Below are 19,164 nucleotides of genomic sequence, written 5' to 3'. Positions count from 1 at the left end.
ATGAAAATCCGCTTACCAGGAATTACCGTTTTTATTTTGGTATTGCTTGTCTCCTTTGCCTGCAAACGCGGGGGAGACAGGCTTTTCAACAAACTTTCCCCGGACGACACGGGCATTCATTTCGCGAATAACATTACCGAAGGGGATACGATCAATACCTTCACTTACTATTATTGCTACAATGGCGGCGGGGTTGGTGTTGGTGATTTTAATAACGACCAGTTGCCGGATATTTTCTTTACGGGCAATATGGTTTCTTCCAAATTGTACCTCAACAAAGGAAATATGCAGTTTGAAGACATCACCATTCCAGCCGGCGTTACTACTTCCGACTGGATCATGGGCGTGTCGGTGGTGGACATTAACCACGATGGTTTCCTGGACATTTATGTCAATGCAGCCGGGCCGAGATTTGCCAAAAAGCACCATAACCTGCTTTTTATCAATCAAAAAAACCTGACATTCAAAGAACAGGCTGCCGAGTATGGCCTGAATGACAGCACCTTCTGCGTGCAATCGGCATTTCTGGACTACGACCGCGACGGCGATCTGGATATGTACCTGCTGACCAATGATGTGGATGAAGTGGAAAAGACCCTGATCATGCCTTCCACATTCGGGATCACCAGGGGTAAAACGGCGGACAAATTTTATGAAAATGTGGGCGATACGCTCGGACATCCGTTCTATAAAAACGTGTCTGCCAAAGCCGGGATCATGCAGGAAGGCTACGGACTGGGGCTTGCCGTGGGCGACCTCAACCAGGACGGCTGGCCGGACATTTATGCTGCCAACGATTTTATGCCAAATGATCAGCTGCTGATCAACCAGAAAAATAAAACCTTTAAAGAATCTGCGAAGGAGAGCATGCGGCACCAGACCTATAATGGTATGGGGGTTGACATTGAGGACATTAACAACGATGCGAAGCCTGACATTATGGTGATGGATATGCTGCCGGAAAACAACGAACGGCGCAAAACCATGATCGCGAAGGCGGATTACGAGAAGTTTTTTCTGCGCAAAAAGGCGGGGTACATTGACCAGTACATGCGCAACACGGTGCAGCTGAACCAGGGTACTACTCCCGGCGGCGTCACCTATTTTTCGGACATTGCCCAGCTGACCGGCATGCAGGCCACGGATTGGAGCTGGGGCGTACTCCTCGCCGATTACGACAACGACGGCCGCCGCGATGCCTACATTACCAACGGTTTTGTGAAAGATATTACGGACCTGGATTTCCTGGCTTACAATACTGAAAACAGTATGTTCGGCACGAATGAAGTGAAAGCGAACCGCACAAAAAACCTGCTCAGTTTGCTGAAAAGCGTCAAATTATCCAATTATATGTACCGGAATACCGGTGACCTTTCTTTTGAAAATCAAACCAAAAACTGGGGACTGAAATACGATTCTTTCTCAAACGGAGCGGCTTATACCGACCTGGATAATGATGGCGACCTGGATCTGGTGGTCAATAATATCAATGAAGAGGCCTTTGTTTTTGAAAACACCGCGATGAAGCGGGAAGCGAAGGACAACTATTTGCAGATTGTTTTTAATGGCAGTGAAAAAAACCGTAATGGAGTCGGCGCGGCGGTGACTTTGTACTGCGCGCAGGAGAAGTACTACAATTATTTTTCTCCGGTAAAAGGCTATTTGTCCAGCATGAACGCGCCGCTGCACGTCGGGTTGGGAAAGAATGTTGTGATCGATTCCTTAAAAGTGCTTTGGCCGGATGGGAAATCGCAGGTTTTGAAATCGGTGAAGGCAAATCAGCGGCTGACGCTGGACTATAAAAATGCAGTTGAAAGCGAAAATAATGGCCCGAGCAGTTCTGAGGCTGTTTTTTCCAATGGAAATGATCAATACAATCTGCACTGGAAACACACGGAAAACGAGTACAATGACTTCATCGACGAGTCTTTGCTGCTGGCGATGTATTCCAAAAAAGGGCCGGGCATTGCGGTGGGCAATGCGGATCAGCAGGGCGGAACGGACTTTTTTATCGGCGGCGCGGCTGGGATGCCGGGAACATTGTTCAGGCAGTCGGGAAAAGGTTTTGAGGAGAAAAAAATCAACGAAGCGGATGCCAAATTTGAAGATATGGGCTCGCTTTTCTTTGATGCCGACGGTGACATGGATATGGATCTGTACGTAGTCAGCGGCGGCAGTGAATTGAAAAATGAACCCAATGCGTACCAGGACAGGCTTTATGTCAATGACAGTAAAGGAAATTTCGCAAGAAATACGGGTGCATTGCCACCTACGGTTTCCAGCGGGAGCTGCGTGGTAGCTGCGGATTTTGACCGGGACGGTGACCTGGATTTGTTCCGGGCGGGCGCGGTTTCACCAGGCGCTTATCCCGAGCCGCCACGGAGCTATCTTTTAAAAAATGAGGGCGGGAAATTCACTGACGTTACCCGGCAGCTCGCCCCGGACTTGCTCAATGCCGGCATGATCAATGCTGCGGTCTGGACGGATTTTGACAACGATGGCTGGACCGACCTGATTGTCACCGGCGAGTGGATGGCGCCGGTTTTTATGAAAAACCAACAAGGAAAACTGGTGAATGTGACCACGCAGACCGGCCTGGAAAACATGGCGGGCTGGTGGAACAGCATTTACCCCGCTGACCTGGATAATGATGGCGACACCGACTATGTGCTCGGCAACATGGGCAACAACATTGACTACCGCCCGTCGAAGGATCAGCCGCTCGAACTTTTCTATGCAGATTTCGCCGGAAACGGAAAGTTCAAACCGCTGGTGACCAGCTACATTGCCGACAATGATGGCGAGAAAAAAAGTTACCCCCTCACCTACCGCGATGACCTTTTCCGCTCGATGCCGGTTTTGAAGAAAACATTCGGTACGTACGAGCCTTTCAGCAAAGCAAAGTTGGAAGATATTTTTAGTAAGGATCTCATTTCCAAATCGAAGCATTACACTGCCAATACTTTCCAGAGTGTGATTTTGATCAACAAAGGAAATGGCAAATTTGACGCGAAACCCCTCCCGGCGGAGGCGCAGCTTTCCTGCATTTTCGGCATCCTGGCCACGGATACCGATGACGACGGCAACCTGGATCTGCTGATCACCGGTAACTCGCATTCCAATGAAGTGGTTTATGGTTTCATGGACGCCTCGCTGGGGGTTTTGTTGAAAGGCGATGGAAAAGGGAATTTTAAGGCGATACCTGCCGAAAAAAGCGGTTTGTTCCTGGCCGGGGCTACGCGCGGGATCGGTTTGCTTCATGATACCCAGGGACTTGAACTGATTTTGGCCGTCTCGAATGAGGATAGCTTGCATGTTTTGGAAAACAAAAAACAGGCTTTTTCAAAAATCATACACCCTTCACCGGGTGATATCTATGCCAGCATGACATTAAAAAATGGCACAAAACGGAAGCAGGAATTTTATTACGGGGCGGGTTACCTGTCTCAGCAGGAAAGGTCGGTCGGTATTTCCGAGGCTGTGAAAGAGGTAATATTTTTTGATAAAAACGGGAAAGGAAGGAAAGTTTTCAGCCGGCAATAATGTCTTATTTAAAATACTTTAAATGTTAATAATGAAGCGCTTACTAATTATTTTATTGATCATTACGGGCTTTGCAGAAACAGCCTTTTCACAAAAAACCGAACCTTCCAGAACACTGGTGAATTTGCAGCAGCAGTTTGTCGACCTCGGTTTTGGCATGTTTATTCACTACAACATTCCCACTTACGGTGCCGACGACTGGGCCGATCCTGACGCGTCCCCGGCGGTTTTCAATCCTAAAAAACTCAACACCGATCAGTGGGCGGAAGCTGCGAAATCGGCCAACATGACTTACGGCTGCCTGACCACCAAGCACCACAGCGGATTTGCGATCTGGGATACCAAAACCACCGATTACAATGTCATGCACAGCCCGTATGAAAAAGATATTGTGGCCGAATATGCCAAATCTTTCCGCAAACAGGGCTTGAAAGTGATGCTCTATTATTCGATCCTCGACACCCACCACAAGCTGCGGCCCGGCCATATTACCCCGGCGCACATTCAAATGATCAAGGACCAGCTGACAGAATTGTTGACGAATTACGGCGAGATCACAGCCCTGATCATTGACGGCTGGAATGCGCCCTGGTCGCGGATTTCGTACGATGATGTGCCTTTTAAAGAAATTTATAACCTGGTGAAATCCATCCAGCCGCAATGTTTGCTCATGGATTTGAATGCGGCCAAATATCCCGCCGAAGCCTTATTTTATACGGATATCAAATCATACGAGCAGGGTGCCGGCCAGCACATTTCCAAAGAAACCAACAATTTGCCTGCACTATCCTGCCTGCCGATCAACAAATACTGGTTCTGGAAACCTTCATTTCCGACAACGCCCGTGAAAAAAGCAGAGGATCTGGTGAACAAAAATGTGGTACCGTTTAATCAAATTTACTGCAATTTTATCCTGAATGTGGCCCCGAACCGCGACGGACTGATCGACGATAATGTGATTGCAGAATTGAAGGAGATTGGCAAACTGTATAAAAAACCGGCCGCCTCTCCCACCCTGCCCGCCAACGAAGGTCCAATCATTTCTTCCAATCTGGCCAAAAACCGTCCCGCTGATTCCAGCTGGGGCGATGATATGATGATCATGGATTTCGCGAATGACGACGATTTCAAGACAAGCTGGATTTCGAATCCGTCTGTCAAACAGCCCTGGCTGGAAGTGGATCTTTTGAAGGAAATCAGCTTTAACACGGTGGTAATCACCGCTACGAAAGCCAATCCGCTGCATTACAACCTGGAATATTTTGCCAACAACAAATGGCATCCGCTGTCGGAAGGCAGGCAGGAAACGCGGATCCAGGTCGTGCGTTTCGACCCGGTCGTCGGGCAAAAAATCCGGGTTAAATTCAGCGATTTCAAGGAAGCGCCATCGATCGCTGAGCTGGGCGTTTACTAAACTAGTTCTGCTTGCCGCTCAGGTGTGAGCTGCGGCCGCGCATTGGCTTTTGCCAGCAAGGTCACGGCCATCGCTACCCAGACGATAATGGAATCATACACCCCGATACACATAAACGGCGCACCCAGTAAAGCGGCAATTGCAAGTAAGTTTGTTTTCATGGATCTGTTTGATTTGAGTTGTTTCTCAATGATTTAACAGATTAAAATTAACGGGCGTCGAAGCCTGATCAGGTTTGAAATACCTGCCCTTGAAATAGGTATTTCTTTTATCCTTTGCATAACCATCTCCCAGGGTTTCAAAACTTTCAAAATCGATGTCGTGAATGGTAACAATCCGCTGCTTTTTGGTCAGGTAATAATTTTGTCCTTCCCGGTATTCATCACAATAATAAGCCCGGTTGCAGTCCTTTGCATAATGTTCGTCGAGCGCTACAAATGTGGGCACATCCGCGTAATTGAATGCGTACAATTTGTAATAAGCGGTGGTCAGATCTTTTGCAAATGATTTATTGAAAACATGGAAATTTTTATTCTTAACAACCACCCCATTGAATTTAACGGGTTTAGGCTTTTCCGGAAGATGAAATATTTCGCGCAGCAAGCCGCCGAGAATCAGAAAGAATAATTTAAGCAGCCATTTAATTATTTTGAAAACGTCACGCATGATTTTGTTTTTTTAAATGGCTATAAAGTGTTTCGTGAAATTCTCTGCTCCGGATCATTTTCAATGATTTTCAATACCGCATAAAAATCGGCCGGCATTATTACTTTTTCTTCAATTGCTTTTTTATGAATGCTCTGGGTAATGCTGGAAAAGCTTACGCCGTCGGGCCTTTTAAAAGTATAGTCGGCATTTGCCTTTTCGATGAGGTAGCGGATCAGCCGCCAGGTATCCTGCCAGCGTTCGCTCGTGCCCGCATTTAATGCCGCAAACATTAGCGGCGTGTTCCCCTCCGCGTTTCTGACGTTGCACCTCGCCCCTTTTTGAACCAGTAAAATGGCTATGTCATTTTCGGTTTTTGTTTGCCCGATGGCTTCAAAAAGCAGCGGTCCGGACTTAACAAAACCGTGGGTATTCGGGTCGGCACCGGCATCGAGCAAAAGCCTAATAACGTCCTGCGGCAACCGCCTGATCCCCTCCGGAAGCGCCAAAGTTGGATTTGAGCCTGCCGCGATGAGCATTTTAATGATCGCCAGGTTCGGCTCTTCCTGAAATTTTTCGGTCGGGGTACTGCGGAGGCGGATCGCAAATTGAAGGTAGTTGAGACTGTCGCCGTCTTTGTGAGGCGTGCCCGTGATATTCAGCTCCTGGCCCTGGATCAACTGTTTTACAGCTGCCACATCCCCATTTTCAATAGCTTCGGCAATTTTTCTTTGGGATTTATCCTGGTAGTAAAATTCAGCCATGCTCAAATTCCGCTTGAAGCTGGGCAGGTAGTTGGAAGCGAGAATTGACAAGAGGATACCCAGCGGTAGAAAAGCAAAAAAGCCGGACATAATCAGGCTGAAATTTGACTTCCCGAAATGCAAAAAAGCAGCGCCAAGCGCAATCACAACCACGCCGGCAATGAACAAGATCGCCATCCACCCCGACTCCATGGTGTCCACATTCCGGCCGGCGGTGCTGGCAAAAAAAGCAATCGCCACTACCACCAGCGCGATAACATTCAGGCCCATCACGGCCCACAAAATTTTGGTAATCAAAGGGTGCATCAGTTCTGAAATTTATCTGACGCAAAGTTACCTACCCGCATTCCCCCGCCGCTATCGCGCAGGTATACAAGAGGTTTTTAGCAGGGGAAAAGAGGTATACAAAAGGTAGACGAAGGTTGGGAATAGGGCTGGACGTCGGGTTTTGGCAATGATCTGTTAGTTATAGAGTTGTGCGTCTGATTTTGAAAGAATGGTTTTGAAATGATTTTTTGTGATTTAAATCAAATGTTTCCACCCGCTACGGCTATTTACTTTGTATCAACAAAAACAAAGAAAGCCGCAGCCATGACTTCTCCCGCAACCTACCACGCGCCGATTTTTACTACTTTTAAACAGGTAGAAAGAAAACAAGTGGCAACCATCGAAAAATTAAAAAACGCGGCCGGAGAAGTATATGCGGTACTGACTTACGAGCCTAATAAGAACTACCTGTTGATGAAATGGGTGGGATACTCCACAGAGGAGGAAGTGAAGTTGGCGTCCTCAAAGATGATGGATTGGCAGCAAAAAGAGGGGCTGCTGCGGAAATGCAAATTTCACGTGCACGACACCAAGGAAATCGAAGGCGCCTGGATCGGTGTGGTAGAATGGATTGAAAAGGAGATGTTTCCATTTTGCTACCAATTTGGTTTAAGGTATAATCTCAGCGTCACTTCACCCGATCTTTTCTCTAAAATGTCGTCGGTTGCCTTGCACCAGATGAATTCAGGATTAGTGCCGACCATTTTGTTCGAGACACTTTCGCAGGCCGAATCCTGGCTTATGGCCAAGTACAAGAGCATGTAATCTTCAAAAAATGATACCGGAATTTCAGCCGACCGAAATATCGGGTGGAAAAACATTGTCTAAAAAATCAATTACTTAAACAATTAGTCATGAACAACAACAAAACACTTTTAAAAGGCGGCTGCGTGGTGACGATGGATGCCGAGCAGCAAATTTTTCGGTCGGCGGATGTGCTGATTACCGGCGAAGTGATTACGGCCATCGGCAAAGATATGGACGTGGATCAGGACTGCGAGGTGGTAGACGCCTCGGGGATGATCGTTATGCCGGGCTTTGTGGACACGCACCGTCACGTTTGGGAAAGTCTGGTGCGCGGAGCGGCTGGCAACTATTCGCTGATGGAGTACCTGCAGCACATTCTCGGTTCGCTGGCGCCCTCGTACCGCCCGCAGGATGTTTACACAGCCAATTTACTCGGCTCGCTGGAAGCTTTGGACGCCGGAATTACCACGGTGATGGACTGGTCGCACGTTATGAATAGCCCCGACCACGCCGACATGGCGATTGCCGGATTGAAAGACTCGGGTATCCGAGCGGTGTTCGGGTATGGCACGCCTGGGACATCGGTTTGGGAATGGTTTTATGAGAGCCAGCTCAACCATCCTGCTGATATTGAGCGCATTTTGAAACAACATTTCTCATCCGCCGATCAGCTGGTAACGCCTGCCCTGGCAATCCGGGGACCAGAATATTCCGCTTTTGAAGTAACCCGCCACGACATTGAGCTTGCGCGCAGACTGGGTTTGCCCATCTCCATGCACGTCGGCTGCGGCACATTTGCCGGCAAATATGAGGCTGTAAAAAAATTGGCAGACGCAAAATTGCTCGGCCCGGATCTGAACTTTGCACATTGTAATTTCCTGACGGTCGATGATTTCAGACTTCTGGCTGACCAAGGCTGCTCGGTATCGATCACACCTGAGGTGGAGATGCAGATGAGCCTCGGTTTTCCGGCGACAGGCAATGCGATCCGCGGGGGGATCCAGCCTGCTTTGGGCATCGACGTGGTGACCGGAGCGGGTGGCGATATGCTTACCCAAATGCGCATTGCCTTGCAAACAGCGCGGGCGCTGGCCAATCAGGAAATCCTGAATACAGGAGAAATGCCTCAGCAAATTCCGCATACCATCACCGACGCATTACATTGGGCGACGGTTAACGGTGCAAAAGCGCTGCATCTTGATCACAAAACCGGCTCGCTGGAACCCGGAAAACACGCGGATTTGATTTTAATTGATACTAAATCATTGAATATGTGGCCCGTAAACAACCCGATCGCATCGATCGCTACCCAGGCGCATGCCGGTAACATTGATTCCGTATTTGTGGCCGGAAAAGCGGTGAAGCGAAACGGCCGGCTATTACATGCCGATCTCTCCACACTTCGCAAGCAGGCATCGGAGTCTGCCGAGCACATTTACCAACAGACGCTGGTGACGTCGATGACCTCAGTCTAGTTTTTTATATATTTTTCAACATTCCATTTTATTAGTCATGAAAACAAACACCATTAATCCCTGGAGCTGGCAAGACAATTTCGGGTACGCCCAAGCCGTAGAAGTCAAACATAACAACGGGACACTCTATTGTTCCGGCCAGGCGGCTATCGATGTCGAAGGAGCGCCGGTTGCAGGAGATATGAAAGAACAAATTCAGTTAGCTTTCCAAAATCTGCACAAGGTGATCGAAAAAGCGGGATACCAGACTTCAAACACCGTGCGCGTCAATTTTTACACAATTTCCATAGCAGATTTTTTCGCAGAGTACGGCGAAGTAATTGGGTGGTTTCATGCTCAGCAATGCAAGCCTGCCAGCACATTGGTGGAGGTGAAAGCGCTGGCTTATCCGGGACTTTTAGTTGAGATTGAAGCCACCATTGTAGGCTAGATCCGGCTTCATCGACCGGGAATAGTAAAAACGCCCGGTTGATAGCCTTCATGCATTAATGCCAGCCGCTTAAGAAATTGACTTTATGCGCGTACTGTTTAATATTGAACGCCTCATTAATCCGACCCCTCAGGAAAAAGCAGAACTGGAAAAAGTCCTGCATGTGCGCACAATTAAGAAAAACGCGTTTTTTCTTCAGGAAGGCCATGTTTGTAAAAGCATTGCTTTTATTGAAAAAGGCAGCGTCCGGTATTTTTATCAATTGGAAGACAGGGAGGTATGTAAAGATTTTGTCTTTGAAAATGGGCTTATAGGTTCTTTTGCGAGCTTTTTTTCACAACAACCCGCTACCCTGAACATTCAGGCGATGGAGGAAACGCAGCTCATAGAGTTGAATTATCCTGATGTCATTTATTTGTACGACCATGTACCGGCCTGGCAAAAGTTGGGAAGAATTATCGCACAAGACCAGTTTGTGAGAGCAGAAAAACGAGAGGCCGCGCTGTTGAAAGATTTGCCGGAAGTACGCTTTCGTGCCTTAATCGAAGAACATCCTAAAATTTTCAAGCGGGTGCCACTGCAGTACATTGCGAGTTACCTGGGTATCACCAGAGAAACGCTGAGCAGGTACCGCAACAAGGTAAAAAATGACAAATAGTTGTTTCAAAAGCAGTTCTAAATTCCCATGTTGCTAATTAAAACTCTGCCGGAATTCCAGGGGCGAAAAGCTGGTTTTGGTTTTGAACATTTTGCTGAAAGATTGCAGGTGCTCGAAACCGAGCTCGTAGGCTATTTCGCTGACGGTGAGATTGGTGGTGGAGAGCTTTTCTTTTGCCAGCTCGATGAGCTTGTTGTGTAAATGCTGCTGGGTGTTTTGGCCCGTCAGGGATTTGAGCAGACTGCTGAGATAGCCGGGTGAAATGTTGAGACTATCGGCAATGTAAGTCACGCTGGGCAGGCCTTTTTCGGCGAGGGCGCCGCTTTTGAAATAGTCGCCCAGCAGATTTTCCAGCTTGGAAAGTATTTCGTGGCTGGCGATTTTGCGGGTGATAAACTGTCTTTGATAAAACCTTTCGGAGTAGGTCAGCATCAATTCCAACTGCGCAATGATGACATTCTGACTAAACCGGTCAATGTTCGCGTGGTACTCATTTTCAATGTTTTGCGCGATGTTAGTAAGCATGGTTTCTTCTTTGTCGGACAAATACAACGCTTCGTAAACCGAGTAGCTGAAAAACTCGTACTGCTTGATGGTTTTGGCCAAAGAAGTATTCCACAGAAAATCCGGGTGGATCAGGATCATCCAGCCTTCGGGGCGGTGTACGACTCCGCCTTTTTCCAGTTCCATCCCGAAAACCTGGCCTGGCGACATAAAAAATAGTACACCTTCATCAAAATCACTGGCCTGCTGGCCGTATTTGAATCTGCCATTTTTCACCCTTTTCATTGAAATCGAATAAAAATCGTAGATCAGGTTGAACGAGCTTTCGCCCAGCGGCCTGGTGAGGTCTTCCATGTGCACCACACTGATCAGCGGGTGCGCAGGTTTTGGCAAACCTGCGGCCCGGTGATATTCGGTGATCGTCTTGAAATGATAAAGCGGCTTACTGTTCATAGGATCAGTAAATTACAAGGATTATTTAGTATAAACACCGTTTTCAATGTCGGCCAGCAGAGTAGAATGTGTTGGCTGCCAGTTCAGTTCCTGCCGCGTCCGGGTGCTCGATGCCGGGCAATCGATCGCAGCCATGTGGGCGAACCACCCGAAATGTTCGGCGGCAGCTTCGGGTGTGATGGATACCACCGGCAGGTTCATTTGCTTTCCAAGGGCTTCTGCGATGGCTTTTACGGTGATACCTTCCTCGGCAGAACCATGAAAACGCTCCGCCAAACTATCCGCATTTTGTGAAGCCGCATTTTCAATCGCCAGTCTGTACAAATGTGCCGCATCGAGGCGGTGTACTGCATTCCAGCGATTTTGTCCGTCGCCAATGTAAGCCGAAACCCCTTTTTCCCGCGCGGTATTGACCAAGATGGGTATAAAACCATAGGTATCCCCGTCGCCATGCACCGAGGGTGAAAGCCGGATAGCAGCAGCCCGGACGCCCAGCGCAGCTACGGTGTCGGCGGTTTGCTCGGAGGCGCGCGGCCAGGCCGGGTTGGCCGGTGGCCTGATGTCTTCGGTGGCGAGGCTTCCCGGACTCACCAGTGCCGTGCCGGAAGTGACGATAAACGGACGATCAGAGCCCGCCAGCACGTTTCCGATCGTCTCAATGGCTGTTTTATCGACCTCACAAACCTCCGCAAAACGTGTAAAATCGTGGATAAAGCCGGCGTGGATTACCCCATCTGAGGCTGCGGCGCCGCTGCGTAAACTTTCCAGATCTTCCAGGTCGCCCCGATGCACTTCTGCACCTGCGTCGGTCAGTTTTTGGGCAGATGCATCCGACCGCGCCAGCCCGAGAACCTGGTGACCTGCGTCTAACAATTCCTGCACGATGGCAGTACCTATGAAGCCTGTGGCCCCTGTGACGAATATTTTCATGATTGATCTTTGTTTTTGGTATTACAAAGATCGGCTGCTTTGCCTGGCAGGACTTATCCAAATCAGCGTTTGGTTTAGCCAAAACCGGACAAGACGCGAGTTCAAATGCGGATGAATGTTCCCGGAAAATAAAAACCCGTCATTCCGCCCGAAGTGTATCCGCCGGATTGGTCATCGCAGTGCGGTATGCCTGCACACCAATAGTAATCAGTCCGATCAGGGCCAGGCTGGTAAGACATTTGAAGAAAACCGCCGGTCCCAACGGGGTGTGATAAGTGAAAATTTGCAGGAAAAGCCCGCCTAAAAAGTAGCCCAGCGGCATGGCGATGGCCGATGCGACCAGGATCAGCTTTACAAAACCGGATGAGAGCAAAAGCATGATCTGGGCCACGCTGGCCCCCATAACCTTGCGGACGCCGACTTCTTTTGTACGTTTTTCTGTCGTATAACTTACCATCCCGAGCAGGCCCATACCGGCAATGATAAAGACAATGAACACAATGACGCTCGTAAATCGCTGGTCGCCTCCTTCGGCGTAATCTTCGTATAGCTGCTGCTCGTACCACGCGTACACAAACGATTCTCCCGGGTGCGTTTTCTTCCAGATTTTGCTCAAAGCTGCTTCAACATTTTTATTATCAGCGCCTTCCGAGATTTTCAGCGACAGCACTTTAATCTCACGCGGATCATACGCCAGCACGAGCGGTGCGACGGGCAGCTCGTAGCGCATAAAGCAAAAATTGCGGATCACACCGGCCACCTGCACATTCGTTTCATTCAGCCGGATGGTTTGGCCTACCAGCTCCGCCGGATTGTTGTACCCGAGCACTTTCACGGCACGCTCATTCAACACCACAAAATGCCCGGTGGTATCTCCGATCGTTTCGGGCAGATTACCTCCTGCCACGAATTTCAATTTCATATTATCAATAAAATTGGCGTCCGTTGCGTAGATGTAAGTATCCTGGGCGTCAAGCTTTTGACCTTTTTCTCCAATGTTGCTGATTTTCGCCTTTCCGGCGCCATCATTCAAGGTAGCTGATGTGAGCCCCACTTTTTCAACATCCGCCAGCTTCGACATTTCCGTCGCCAGAATCTTGTAATCTCCCGACGTTACCGGAACATTCAAAATCCCTTTCCGGTTAAAGTTTTCATTGTCCGTCGCCATGTAGTCAAACTGGCTGTTGGAAATGCCGGTGAAAGTCATAAAGACGAGCGCGACAACAAACTGAATGACGACCAGCGACTTACGGAAGCCGATTTTTCCAACACCCATCGGCGCGAGCTCACCTTTAATGATCTGCGCAGGTTCATAAGATGACAAAATCCTGGCTGGCAACATTCCGGCAAAAATGCCGGTCAACAGCGCGAATAGTATGAAGGAAATCCACAATGTGCTGGTATCCTGCACCTCATACTGCAGCCAGCCCACATGCACATACGATTTGAAAATCTCCAAACCAATGTAGCCCACCCCCAAAGCAAGAAATGCGATGACGACCGTTTCGGTCAGAAACTGCGAGATCAGCTGCCAGCGTTTGGCGCCCGCCACCTTTCTCACGCCCACTTCCCGGCCTCGGCTCAGGGAGCGCGTCAAAGTCAGGTTTACATAATTAAAACCCGCTAACAAAATGACAGTCAGCGGGATCAGCAGACTCACACCCATTTTCCAGTAAGGCTCTACATACGGATTGTTCAGCAAACCTTCGGTATCCAGCGGAACGTCTTTCAACAACTGGCTACGGAAAGTGTGTCCTTTAATGTCTTTGAATTTGACCAGCTTGCTGTTTTCTTTACCGATCTTATCGAGTGCCTGGTTTAATGCGGCCTGGCTGCTTCCTTCTGTTAAAAGTGCAAATGTGTAAGTATTGTAATCCTGCCAGTTTTCGTCAAAAGCGTGTTTGTTCACTTCCTGGTAAGTCGACATCGAGAGGACCAGATCGGATTTCAAATGCGTGGTAAATGGTTTGATGGAGGCGAAAACCCCGGAAACGGTGAAAATGCCCAGCTCGGGATGGGTCAATGTTTTGCCCACCGGATCTGCTTTTCCAAAAAACCGCTCGGCCGTTTCAGGCGAAAGCACCACGGTGCGCGGCTCGGTGCAGGGCTTTCCGCTCGCCAGCTTGAAACCGAATATGTCAAAGAAAGCCGGGTCGACATACATACCATCCACCCGGAGTGTTTTGATACCATTATTCAGGTTTCCGCCAAAATTCCGGATAACCCTCGCCGACTTTTCGACGACGCTCTGACTGCCCGCAAGCTTTTCCGCCAGCGGAACCGGCGAAGATGCGAGCGAATAGACTTTGTTATCTTTCGCCGTGGCATCGGTAATGATGCGGTAAGTACGGTCGGGATAAGGATGGAAGGAATCTTTTTCAAAATTACCCTGAACCTGAACCAGTTGAAGAAAACAAAAACCCATCGCCAGCCCCAGGCCGAGCACATTGATAAGCGAAAACAGCTTGTGTTTCCAAAGGTTTCGGATCGCGATCTTGAAGTAGTTTTGGAGCATAGGACTTGAAGCATTTAGCCAGGATAACCCAATCACAAAAGAAACGTACCGCTGCTTTTACCAGCTGTAAATGAATGATTTATAAAAAATATCTTGTTCAATACTGGACATTTCGCGAGTGCGGCAGAACGCTTGCGGCAAGTTATTTGAGCGCATCGTCACCCCCTAAAAATCCGCCCGATATTTTCCTTGTAAGTTTCCCCAATCGGCAGTTCTTTTTCGCCGATGCAGATGGTGTCGCGCTTGATGGCGGTTACTTTTTGGAGGGCGATGAGGTAGGATTTGTGGATGCGGGCGAAGGATGAAGCAGGAAGTTTCTGTTCTATCGCCTTGATGGACATGCGGGTAAGGATGGGTTTGTTTGCTGTGGTGAGATAGATTTTGATATAATCGCCCAGGCCTTCGATGTATTTAATGTCGGAGGTGACGATTTTGACTTGTGAATATTCGACCGGCACAAAGAAGTCGGAGGGCTTTTCGGCCGGCGAGGAAAGGGCACTTTGCTGCAAAAGGAACAATTCATTTGCCCGGTTGCAGGCTTTCAGAAAGCGCTCGAAACGGAAGGGTTTTAAGATATAATCAACTACCTGAAAGGTGTAACCGTCCAGCGCGTACTGCTCGTAGGCGGTGACCAGAATGACCAGCGGCGGCTTGCTGAGCGATTGCAAAAATTCAAGGCCACTGAGCTGCGGCATCTGAATGTCCAGGAAAATCAGGTCGATGGGCTCGGCTTGCAGGGTAGCAGCGGCTTCCAGGGCATTTTTGCAGGATTTTACCAGTTCCAGAAAAGGTATCTGCCGGATCGTGCTCTCCAAAAGCTCCCGAACCAGTTGTTCATCATCTACCACCAGGCAACGCATCACAGTAAATCCAGGATTAGGGTGACATCAAACCAGTTATTAGTATTGGTAATCAGCAAAGTATGGGAATTTTTATAAAGCAGGTCCAGACGCGCGCGGAGATTTGCCAGGCCGATTCCCTGATTTTCATTTATAAGATTAATTGATTTTACATCAAACCGATTTTTAACATGAAACACCAGCCGACCATTTTTAACAAAAAGGTACATGTGGATTTCCGGGTTTTCCAGCACATTCACGCCATGTTTAAACGCATTTTCGACCAGCGGGATGAGTAACATGGGTTCAATATGGGATGTATAGGCCCCAGGATCGATTTCAATTTCACTGGTAACCGGCACGTCCGATCCGAACCGGAGTTTTTGTAAATCGATGTAACTTCTGAGGTAATCAATTTCCTGCGCAAGTGTGATTTTCCGACCATTTACATCATAAAGAATGTACCGCATGAGATCCGAAAGCATGAGCAGGGACGATTCCAGCTTGTCGGATTTCTGGCGCGCGAGGGATATTAAATTGGTCAATACATTAAATAAAAAATGCGGACTGATTTGCGAACGAAGGAACATTAATTCGGCCCTCAGCTGCTCAGACTGTTGCCTGGCCAGCTGTCGCTGGGCGTGTAACTGATTGAGAATGTTACGGTAAATGATACTAAGAAAGAAAAAGGCGACCGAGGGACCAAAGACAAATTTTTCCGCATTGGACGCTTGCAGCACTTCCGGAAACAATGATGTCAGCAGCTGATATTTTAACCGGAAAGACAACATGATCAGCCCGACGCTTGCCAGCAAATACAGCCACCAGAAGCGCTGATTGAGCCAGCGGGGATACATTACGTACGCATTGACATAGAAAATAACCAGGTGGATCAAACCTGCCAAAGTAAAAAACAAGCCGGGCATCACGCCGATTTTGTAACCACTGGCAGCGGAAGAAACCGCGTACGGCAGCAGCAGATAGATGCTCCAAAGCAAGGTGTGAAATGCGATGAGCGCGAGCCGGGAATTGCGGGTAAATGTCATTGGGCAAAATATAAAAGCCTAAGCAGCTGTATGTTCCGGGAATAAAACCGGCTTTCTCGCAGAGCTGCGGGTGCAATTTATCCAAACTTCCGCACCGATAAGATGCCCGACAAAACCAATCCAGAAGCCGGTCCCGAAAAAGTCGGCGAGCGCAAGGCCGGTCCAAGGGCTGGTGGCAAATAACAGGGCATTCACCAACCGGATTGTGGCCACCGCCAGGCCGATCGCATACACGCGGACCATCCACTCGCGGTGCAGGGCAATGTTGCGCTCCCGGATATGCCGAAAAGCCTGGAAAAGCGCTATCAGAAAGAAAACGGAAAATAATGCCGTCGCCGCGGCCTGGGTAAATCCGCCAATCGCCCGCATAAAAAAGCTCATCCACAGGCCAGTAAGCCCGATAATGCTACTGCAAATAACAAAAACGCGACCGCTCAACCGATGCCAGCGCGGATGGCGACGGCGGATTTTCTGGCTGAACTGCACCGGCCCCAAGATCACGAAGAGCAATGCCGGGAGTATATGTATCAGCGTGAGCAGCGGGTGCCCGACAAAAATATCATCCAGGTTTCCGAATGGGGAATTGGATTTCGGCGCAGTCACCGGCAACTCTTCCGTATGCATCAGTACCGGCCAGAGCGCATAAATCCTGCGTAGCACAATCCCCACCCCAATAAGGGAAAGAAGCGCGAGAACGATATTTTTAATAGAAAATCGGATGGTTTTTGCTAGCCTGTTCATGCCGCGATTTTTGTGGTCAAACGAAATTAGCTGGAGGAAATCAGGAAATGTGCGGAAATCGATGAACAGGGAAAGTGTGGCGGTCAACCCGGTGAGCCACGGCATTTTAAGAATATTCAGGCTAATAAATTGGATACAAAAACTTTGAAGTTTACCCTCACGATCGTTTTAATTTTTGGAATTTCCGGTGCTTTGTTCGCGCAAAGTCCCGGGAATGTGCTGGAACGGGATACGAAGGTGCGGGCTGACACGAACAAACTACTGGATTTGATTGATGTGGGGCGTCGGCTCCTGCACATCCGGATCCGGAAACCCGAGCAAACCGAAGGAAAATCGGTCTATTTTTCGGCCCTGCCTTTTTCCAACCAGGTACCCGGTGGAGGAACCGCGCTGGTCACTTCCACAACAGCCGGATTTTATCTTGGCGACAGGGCGGATACCTACATTTCGCGCGTCACTTTTACACCTTACTGGAATTTCAAACAGCGTTACGGTCTGCCGATCCGCTCGTCGATCTGGCTGCCCCGCAACCGCTGGGTTATCACCGGCGATACCCGGCTGATGATTTATCCGCAGTACACCTGGGGACTCGGAAGGCAGTACAAGCAGGATGAGAAACTATTGGTAAACTACTCTTACATAAGGTTTTATCAGCAAGCATTAAAGCGCCTCGCCCGCGGCTTTTTTATGGGTGTCGGCTATCACATTGACTACCGGGCCAATGTCCGGACGAATGCGGATGAAGCCCTGCTGGCGGATTATACCAAATACCCTTACGGTACGGGTCAGAAGATCGACAGCTACTCTTCTGGCCTGAGCTTCAACACGCTTTTTGACACAAGAAACAACTCTTTTAATCCGCTGGACGGCTATTATGTGAGTTTGCAATACCGACTCAATCCTGTTTTTCTGGGGAACAAAAATCAGTGGAGCTCGCTTTACCTCGATTTCAGGAAATACATTCGCTTCGACCCTACCCGCGAGCGGCAGAATATGCTGGCCGTGTGGTCGTACTTGTGGAAAGTGATTGGCAACAAAGTGCCTTACCTGGATTTGCCGAGCATCGGGTGGGAAGATTACAACCGCTCGGGGCGTGGTTTCGATCAGAACCGGTTTCGCGGGCGAAACCTGCTGTACGTGGAGACCGAGTACCGGCGGGACATTACGAATAATGGATTTCTCGGATTTGTTGTTTTTGCCAATGCAAATACCGTCAGCGGGCCAAAAAGCACATTTCTGCTAAGCTGGAATCCGGGAGCCGGGGCTGGTCTGCGGATTAAAATGAACAAGAAATCGGGGACCAACATTGCCCTCAACTATGGTTTCAGTAAGGGATACTCCGGTGTGAAACTTACACTGGGCGAAGTTTTTTAGTGGGAAAATATGTCGTTTAGGCATAATTTTTTGACATAACACGGAGACCTGCGCGGAACTTCCGGCAGCAATAGTTTATCACCACTTAAACAAAACATTACAATGAAAATCGCATCAACATTCTTGACACTCGCAACCATCGCCATGTTATCGGGCTGCGGTTCCAAATCGAACGAAGCAACCGACACGACCGAGTACGCGGACAGCACTAACGAAGCAAAAGCCGATAGCTCTGGCAGCGACACAACAGCCGCGGCCGCAGAAGGTGACGCTGACTTTGCTGTAAAAGCAGCCAATGGCGGCATGGCAGAAGTGGCACTGAGCAAAATCGCCGAAGAAAAAGCGACTGATCCAAAAGTGAAAGACTTTGCAAAACAAATGGTCACTGACCATACAAAAGCAAATGATGAGTTGAAAGCATTGGCAGCCAGCAAAAACATTACGCTTCCTTCGGCACCAAATGAAGAGAAACAAAAAGCAGCTGCTGACCTCGGCAGCAAAAGCGGAAAAGATTTCGATAAAGCGTATGTTTCTCAGATGAAAAAAGACCACGACGAAACTGTGAAACTTTTCGAAGATGCTCAGAAAGATCTGAAAGATGCTGAATTGAAAGCTTTTGTCGACAAAACTTTGCCTGTGATCAAAGCGCACGCTGAACACGCAAAGAGTTTGGACAAAATGAAATAAGATAGCGTAAAGCTGGATGAAAACAGGCGGCCACAATCGTGGTTGCCTGTTTTTTTTTGGTGGAAGATGTGG

The 19,164-nt window shown here is 48.7% G+C and carries 17 protein-coding genes; 8 read left to right on the top strand and 9 right to left on the bottom strand.

The features are described from left to right. Both FEN17_RS18795 and FEN17_RS18790 read left to right on the top strand, forming a co-directional pair. The gene (locus FEN17_RS18795) at window positions 1–3,543 is read left to right on the top strand and encodes a VCBS repeat-containing protein (RefSeq protein ID WP_138366846.1); all 3,543 of its coding nucleotides are present in this window, start codon (window positions 1–3) and stop codon (window positions 3,541–3,543) included. 31 nt (window positions 3,544–3,574) lie between these two features. Continuing rightward, complete coding sequence (locus FEN17_RS18790; RefSeq protein WP_138366845.1) at window positions 3,575–4,957, top strand: alpha-L-fucosidase; 1,383 nt, start codon at window positions 3,575–3,577, stop codon at window positions 4,955–4,957. On the opposite strand, the gene FEN17_RS27320 is transcribed toward FEN17_RS18790, so the two are convergent. The 3 genes from FEN17_RS27320 to FEN17_RS18780 are packed head-to-tail and all read right to left on the bottom strand — an operon-like array spanning window position 4,954 to window position 6,672. Then, the gene (locus FEN17_RS27320; RefSeq protein ID WP_171037954.1) at window positions 4,954–5,118 is read right to left on the bottom strand and encodes a hypothetical protein; all 165 of its coding nucleotides are present in this window, start codon (window positions 5,116–5,118) and stop codon (window positions 4,954–4,956) included. The genes FEN17_RS18790 and FEN17_RS27320 overlap by 4 nt on opposite strands. 25 nt (window positions 5,119–5,143) lie before the next feature. After that, window positions 5,144–5,623, bottom strand: a complete 480-nt coding sequence (locus FEN17_RS18785) for a DKNYY domain-containing protein (protein WP_138366844.1) — start codon at window positions 5,621–5,623, stop codon at window positions 5,144–5,146. A 20-nt stretch (window positions 5,624–5,643) separates the two neighbouring features. Next, window positions 5,644–6,672: an ankyrin repeat domain-containing protein gene (locus FEN17_RS18780; RefSeq protein WP_138366843.1), complete on the bottom strand. Its 1,029-nt coding sequence runs from the start codon at window positions 6,670–6,672 to the stop codon at window positions 5,644–5,646. Window positions 6,673–6,957: 285 nt separating this feature from the next. On the opposite strand from FEN17_RS18780, the gene FEN17_RS18775 reads away from it, so the two are divergent. The 4 genes from FEN17_RS18775 (at window position 6,958) to FEN17_RS18760 (ending at window position 10,003) form a co-directional block, all read left to right on the top strand. Further along, window positions 6,958–7,458, top strand: coding sequence for a hypothetical protein (locus FEN17_RS18775; RefSeq protein ID WP_229208880.1), 501 nt, complete (start codon window positions 6,958–6,960; stop codon window positions 7,456–7,458). An 89-nt stretch (window positions 7,459–7,547) separates the two neighbouring features. Beyond that, complete coding sequence (locus FEN17_RS18770) at window positions 7,548–8,915, top strand: amidohydrolase family protein (protein WP_138366842.1); 1,368 nt, start codon at window positions 7,548–7,550, stop codon at window positions 8,913–8,915. A 37-nt stretch (window positions 8,916–8,952) separates the two neighbouring features. Beyond that, window positions 8,953–9,345: a RidA family protein gene (locus FEN17_RS18765; protein ID WP_138366841.1), complete on the top strand. Its 393-nt coding sequence runs from the start codon at window positions 8,953–8,955 to the stop codon at window positions 9,343–9,345. A gap of 85 nt (window positions 9,346–9,430) precedes the next feature. Beyond that, window positions 9,431–10,003 carry a Crp/Fnr family transcriptional regulator gene (locus tag FEN17_RS18760; RefSeq protein ID WP_138366840.1) on the top strand — a complete coding sequence of 191 codons (573 nt, stop codon included), beginning with the start codon at window positions 9,431–9,433 and terminating at the stop codon, window positions 10,001–10,003. 33 nt (window positions 10,004–10,036) lie between these two features. Here FEN17_RS18760 and FEN17_RS18755 read toward each other — a convergent pair whose 3' ends face one another. The 6 genes from FEN17_RS18755 to FEN17_RS18730 all read right to left on the bottom strand — a co-directional run bounded on the left by FEN17_RS18755 (window position 10,037) and on the right by FEN17_RS18730 (window position 17,136). Next, the gene (locus FEN17_RS18755; protein WP_138366839.1) at window positions 10,037–10,960 is read right to left on the bottom strand and encodes a helix-turn-helix domain-containing protein; all 924 of its coding nucleotides are present in this window, start codon (window positions 10,958–10,960) and stop codon (window positions 10,037–10,039) included. A gap of 21 nt (window positions 10,961–10,981) precedes the next feature. Next, a complete protein-coding gene (locus FEN17_RS18750) occupies window positions 10,982–11,890 on the bottom strand; it encodes an SDR family oxidoreductase (protein ID WP_138366838.1) in 909 nt (302 codons plus the stop codon). 139 nt (window positions 11,891–12,029) lie between these two features. Further along, the gene (locus tag FEN17_RS18745) at window positions 12,030–14,405 is read right to left on the bottom strand and encodes an ABC transporter permease (RefSeq protein ID WP_138366837.1); all 2,376 of its coding nucleotides are present in this window, start codon (window positions 14,403–14,405) and stop codon (window positions 12,030–12,032) included. Between the two features lie 158 nt (window positions 14,406–14,563). After that, entirely contained in the window at window positions 14,564–15,265 is a 702-nt protein-coding gene (locus FEN17_RS18740) for a LytR/AlgR family response regulator transcription factor (RefSeq protein ID WP_171037968.1), read from the bottom strand. Then, a complete protein-coding gene (locus tag FEN17_RS18735; RefSeq protein ID WP_138366835.1) occupies window positions 15,265–16,290 on the bottom strand; it encodes a sensor histidine kinase in 1,026 nt (341 codons plus the stop codon). Before FEN17_RS18735 ends, FEN17_RS18740 begins: the two co-directional genes overlap by 1 nt. An 18-nt stretch (window positions 16,291–16,308) precedes the next feature. Continuing rightward, window positions 16,309–17,136 carry a DUF2306 domain-containing protein gene (locus FEN17_RS18730; RefSeq protein ID WP_138366834.1) on the bottom strand — a complete coding sequence of 276 codons (828 nt, stop codon included), beginning with the start codon at window positions 17,134–17,136 and terminating at the stop codon, window positions 16,309–16,311. A gap of 39 nt (window positions 17,137–17,175) precedes the next feature. Here FEN17_RS18730 and FEN17_RS18725 point away from each other — a divergent pair, with 39 nt between their 5' ends. Both FEN17_RS18725 and FEN17_RS18720 read left to right on the top strand, forming a co-directional pair. Beyond that, complete coding sequence (locus FEN17_RS18725) at window positions 17,176–18,405, top strand: BamA/TamA family outer membrane protein (protein ID WP_205748173.1); 1,230 nt, start codon at window positions 17,176–17,178, stop codon at window positions 18,403–18,405. Window positions 18,406–18,507: 102 nt separating this feature from the next. Then, window positions 18,508–19,092 carry a DUF4142 domain-containing protein gene (locus FEN17_RS18720; RefSeq protein WP_138366832.1) on the top strand — a complete coding sequence of 195 codons (585 nt, stop codon included), beginning with the start codon at window positions 18,508–18,510 and terminating at the stop codon, window positions 19,090–19,092. Window positions 19,093–19,164 lie beyond the last annotated feature (72 nt).

Origin of the sequence: Dyadobacter luticola, assembly GCF_005860805.1 — a bacterium.
In the GTDB taxonomy this organism is placed as follows: Bacteria; Bacteroidota; Bacteroidia; order Cytophagales; family Spirosomataceae; genus Dyadobacter; species Dyadobacter luticola.
This window is presented reverse-complemented; position numbering and strand designations above follow the sequence as displayed.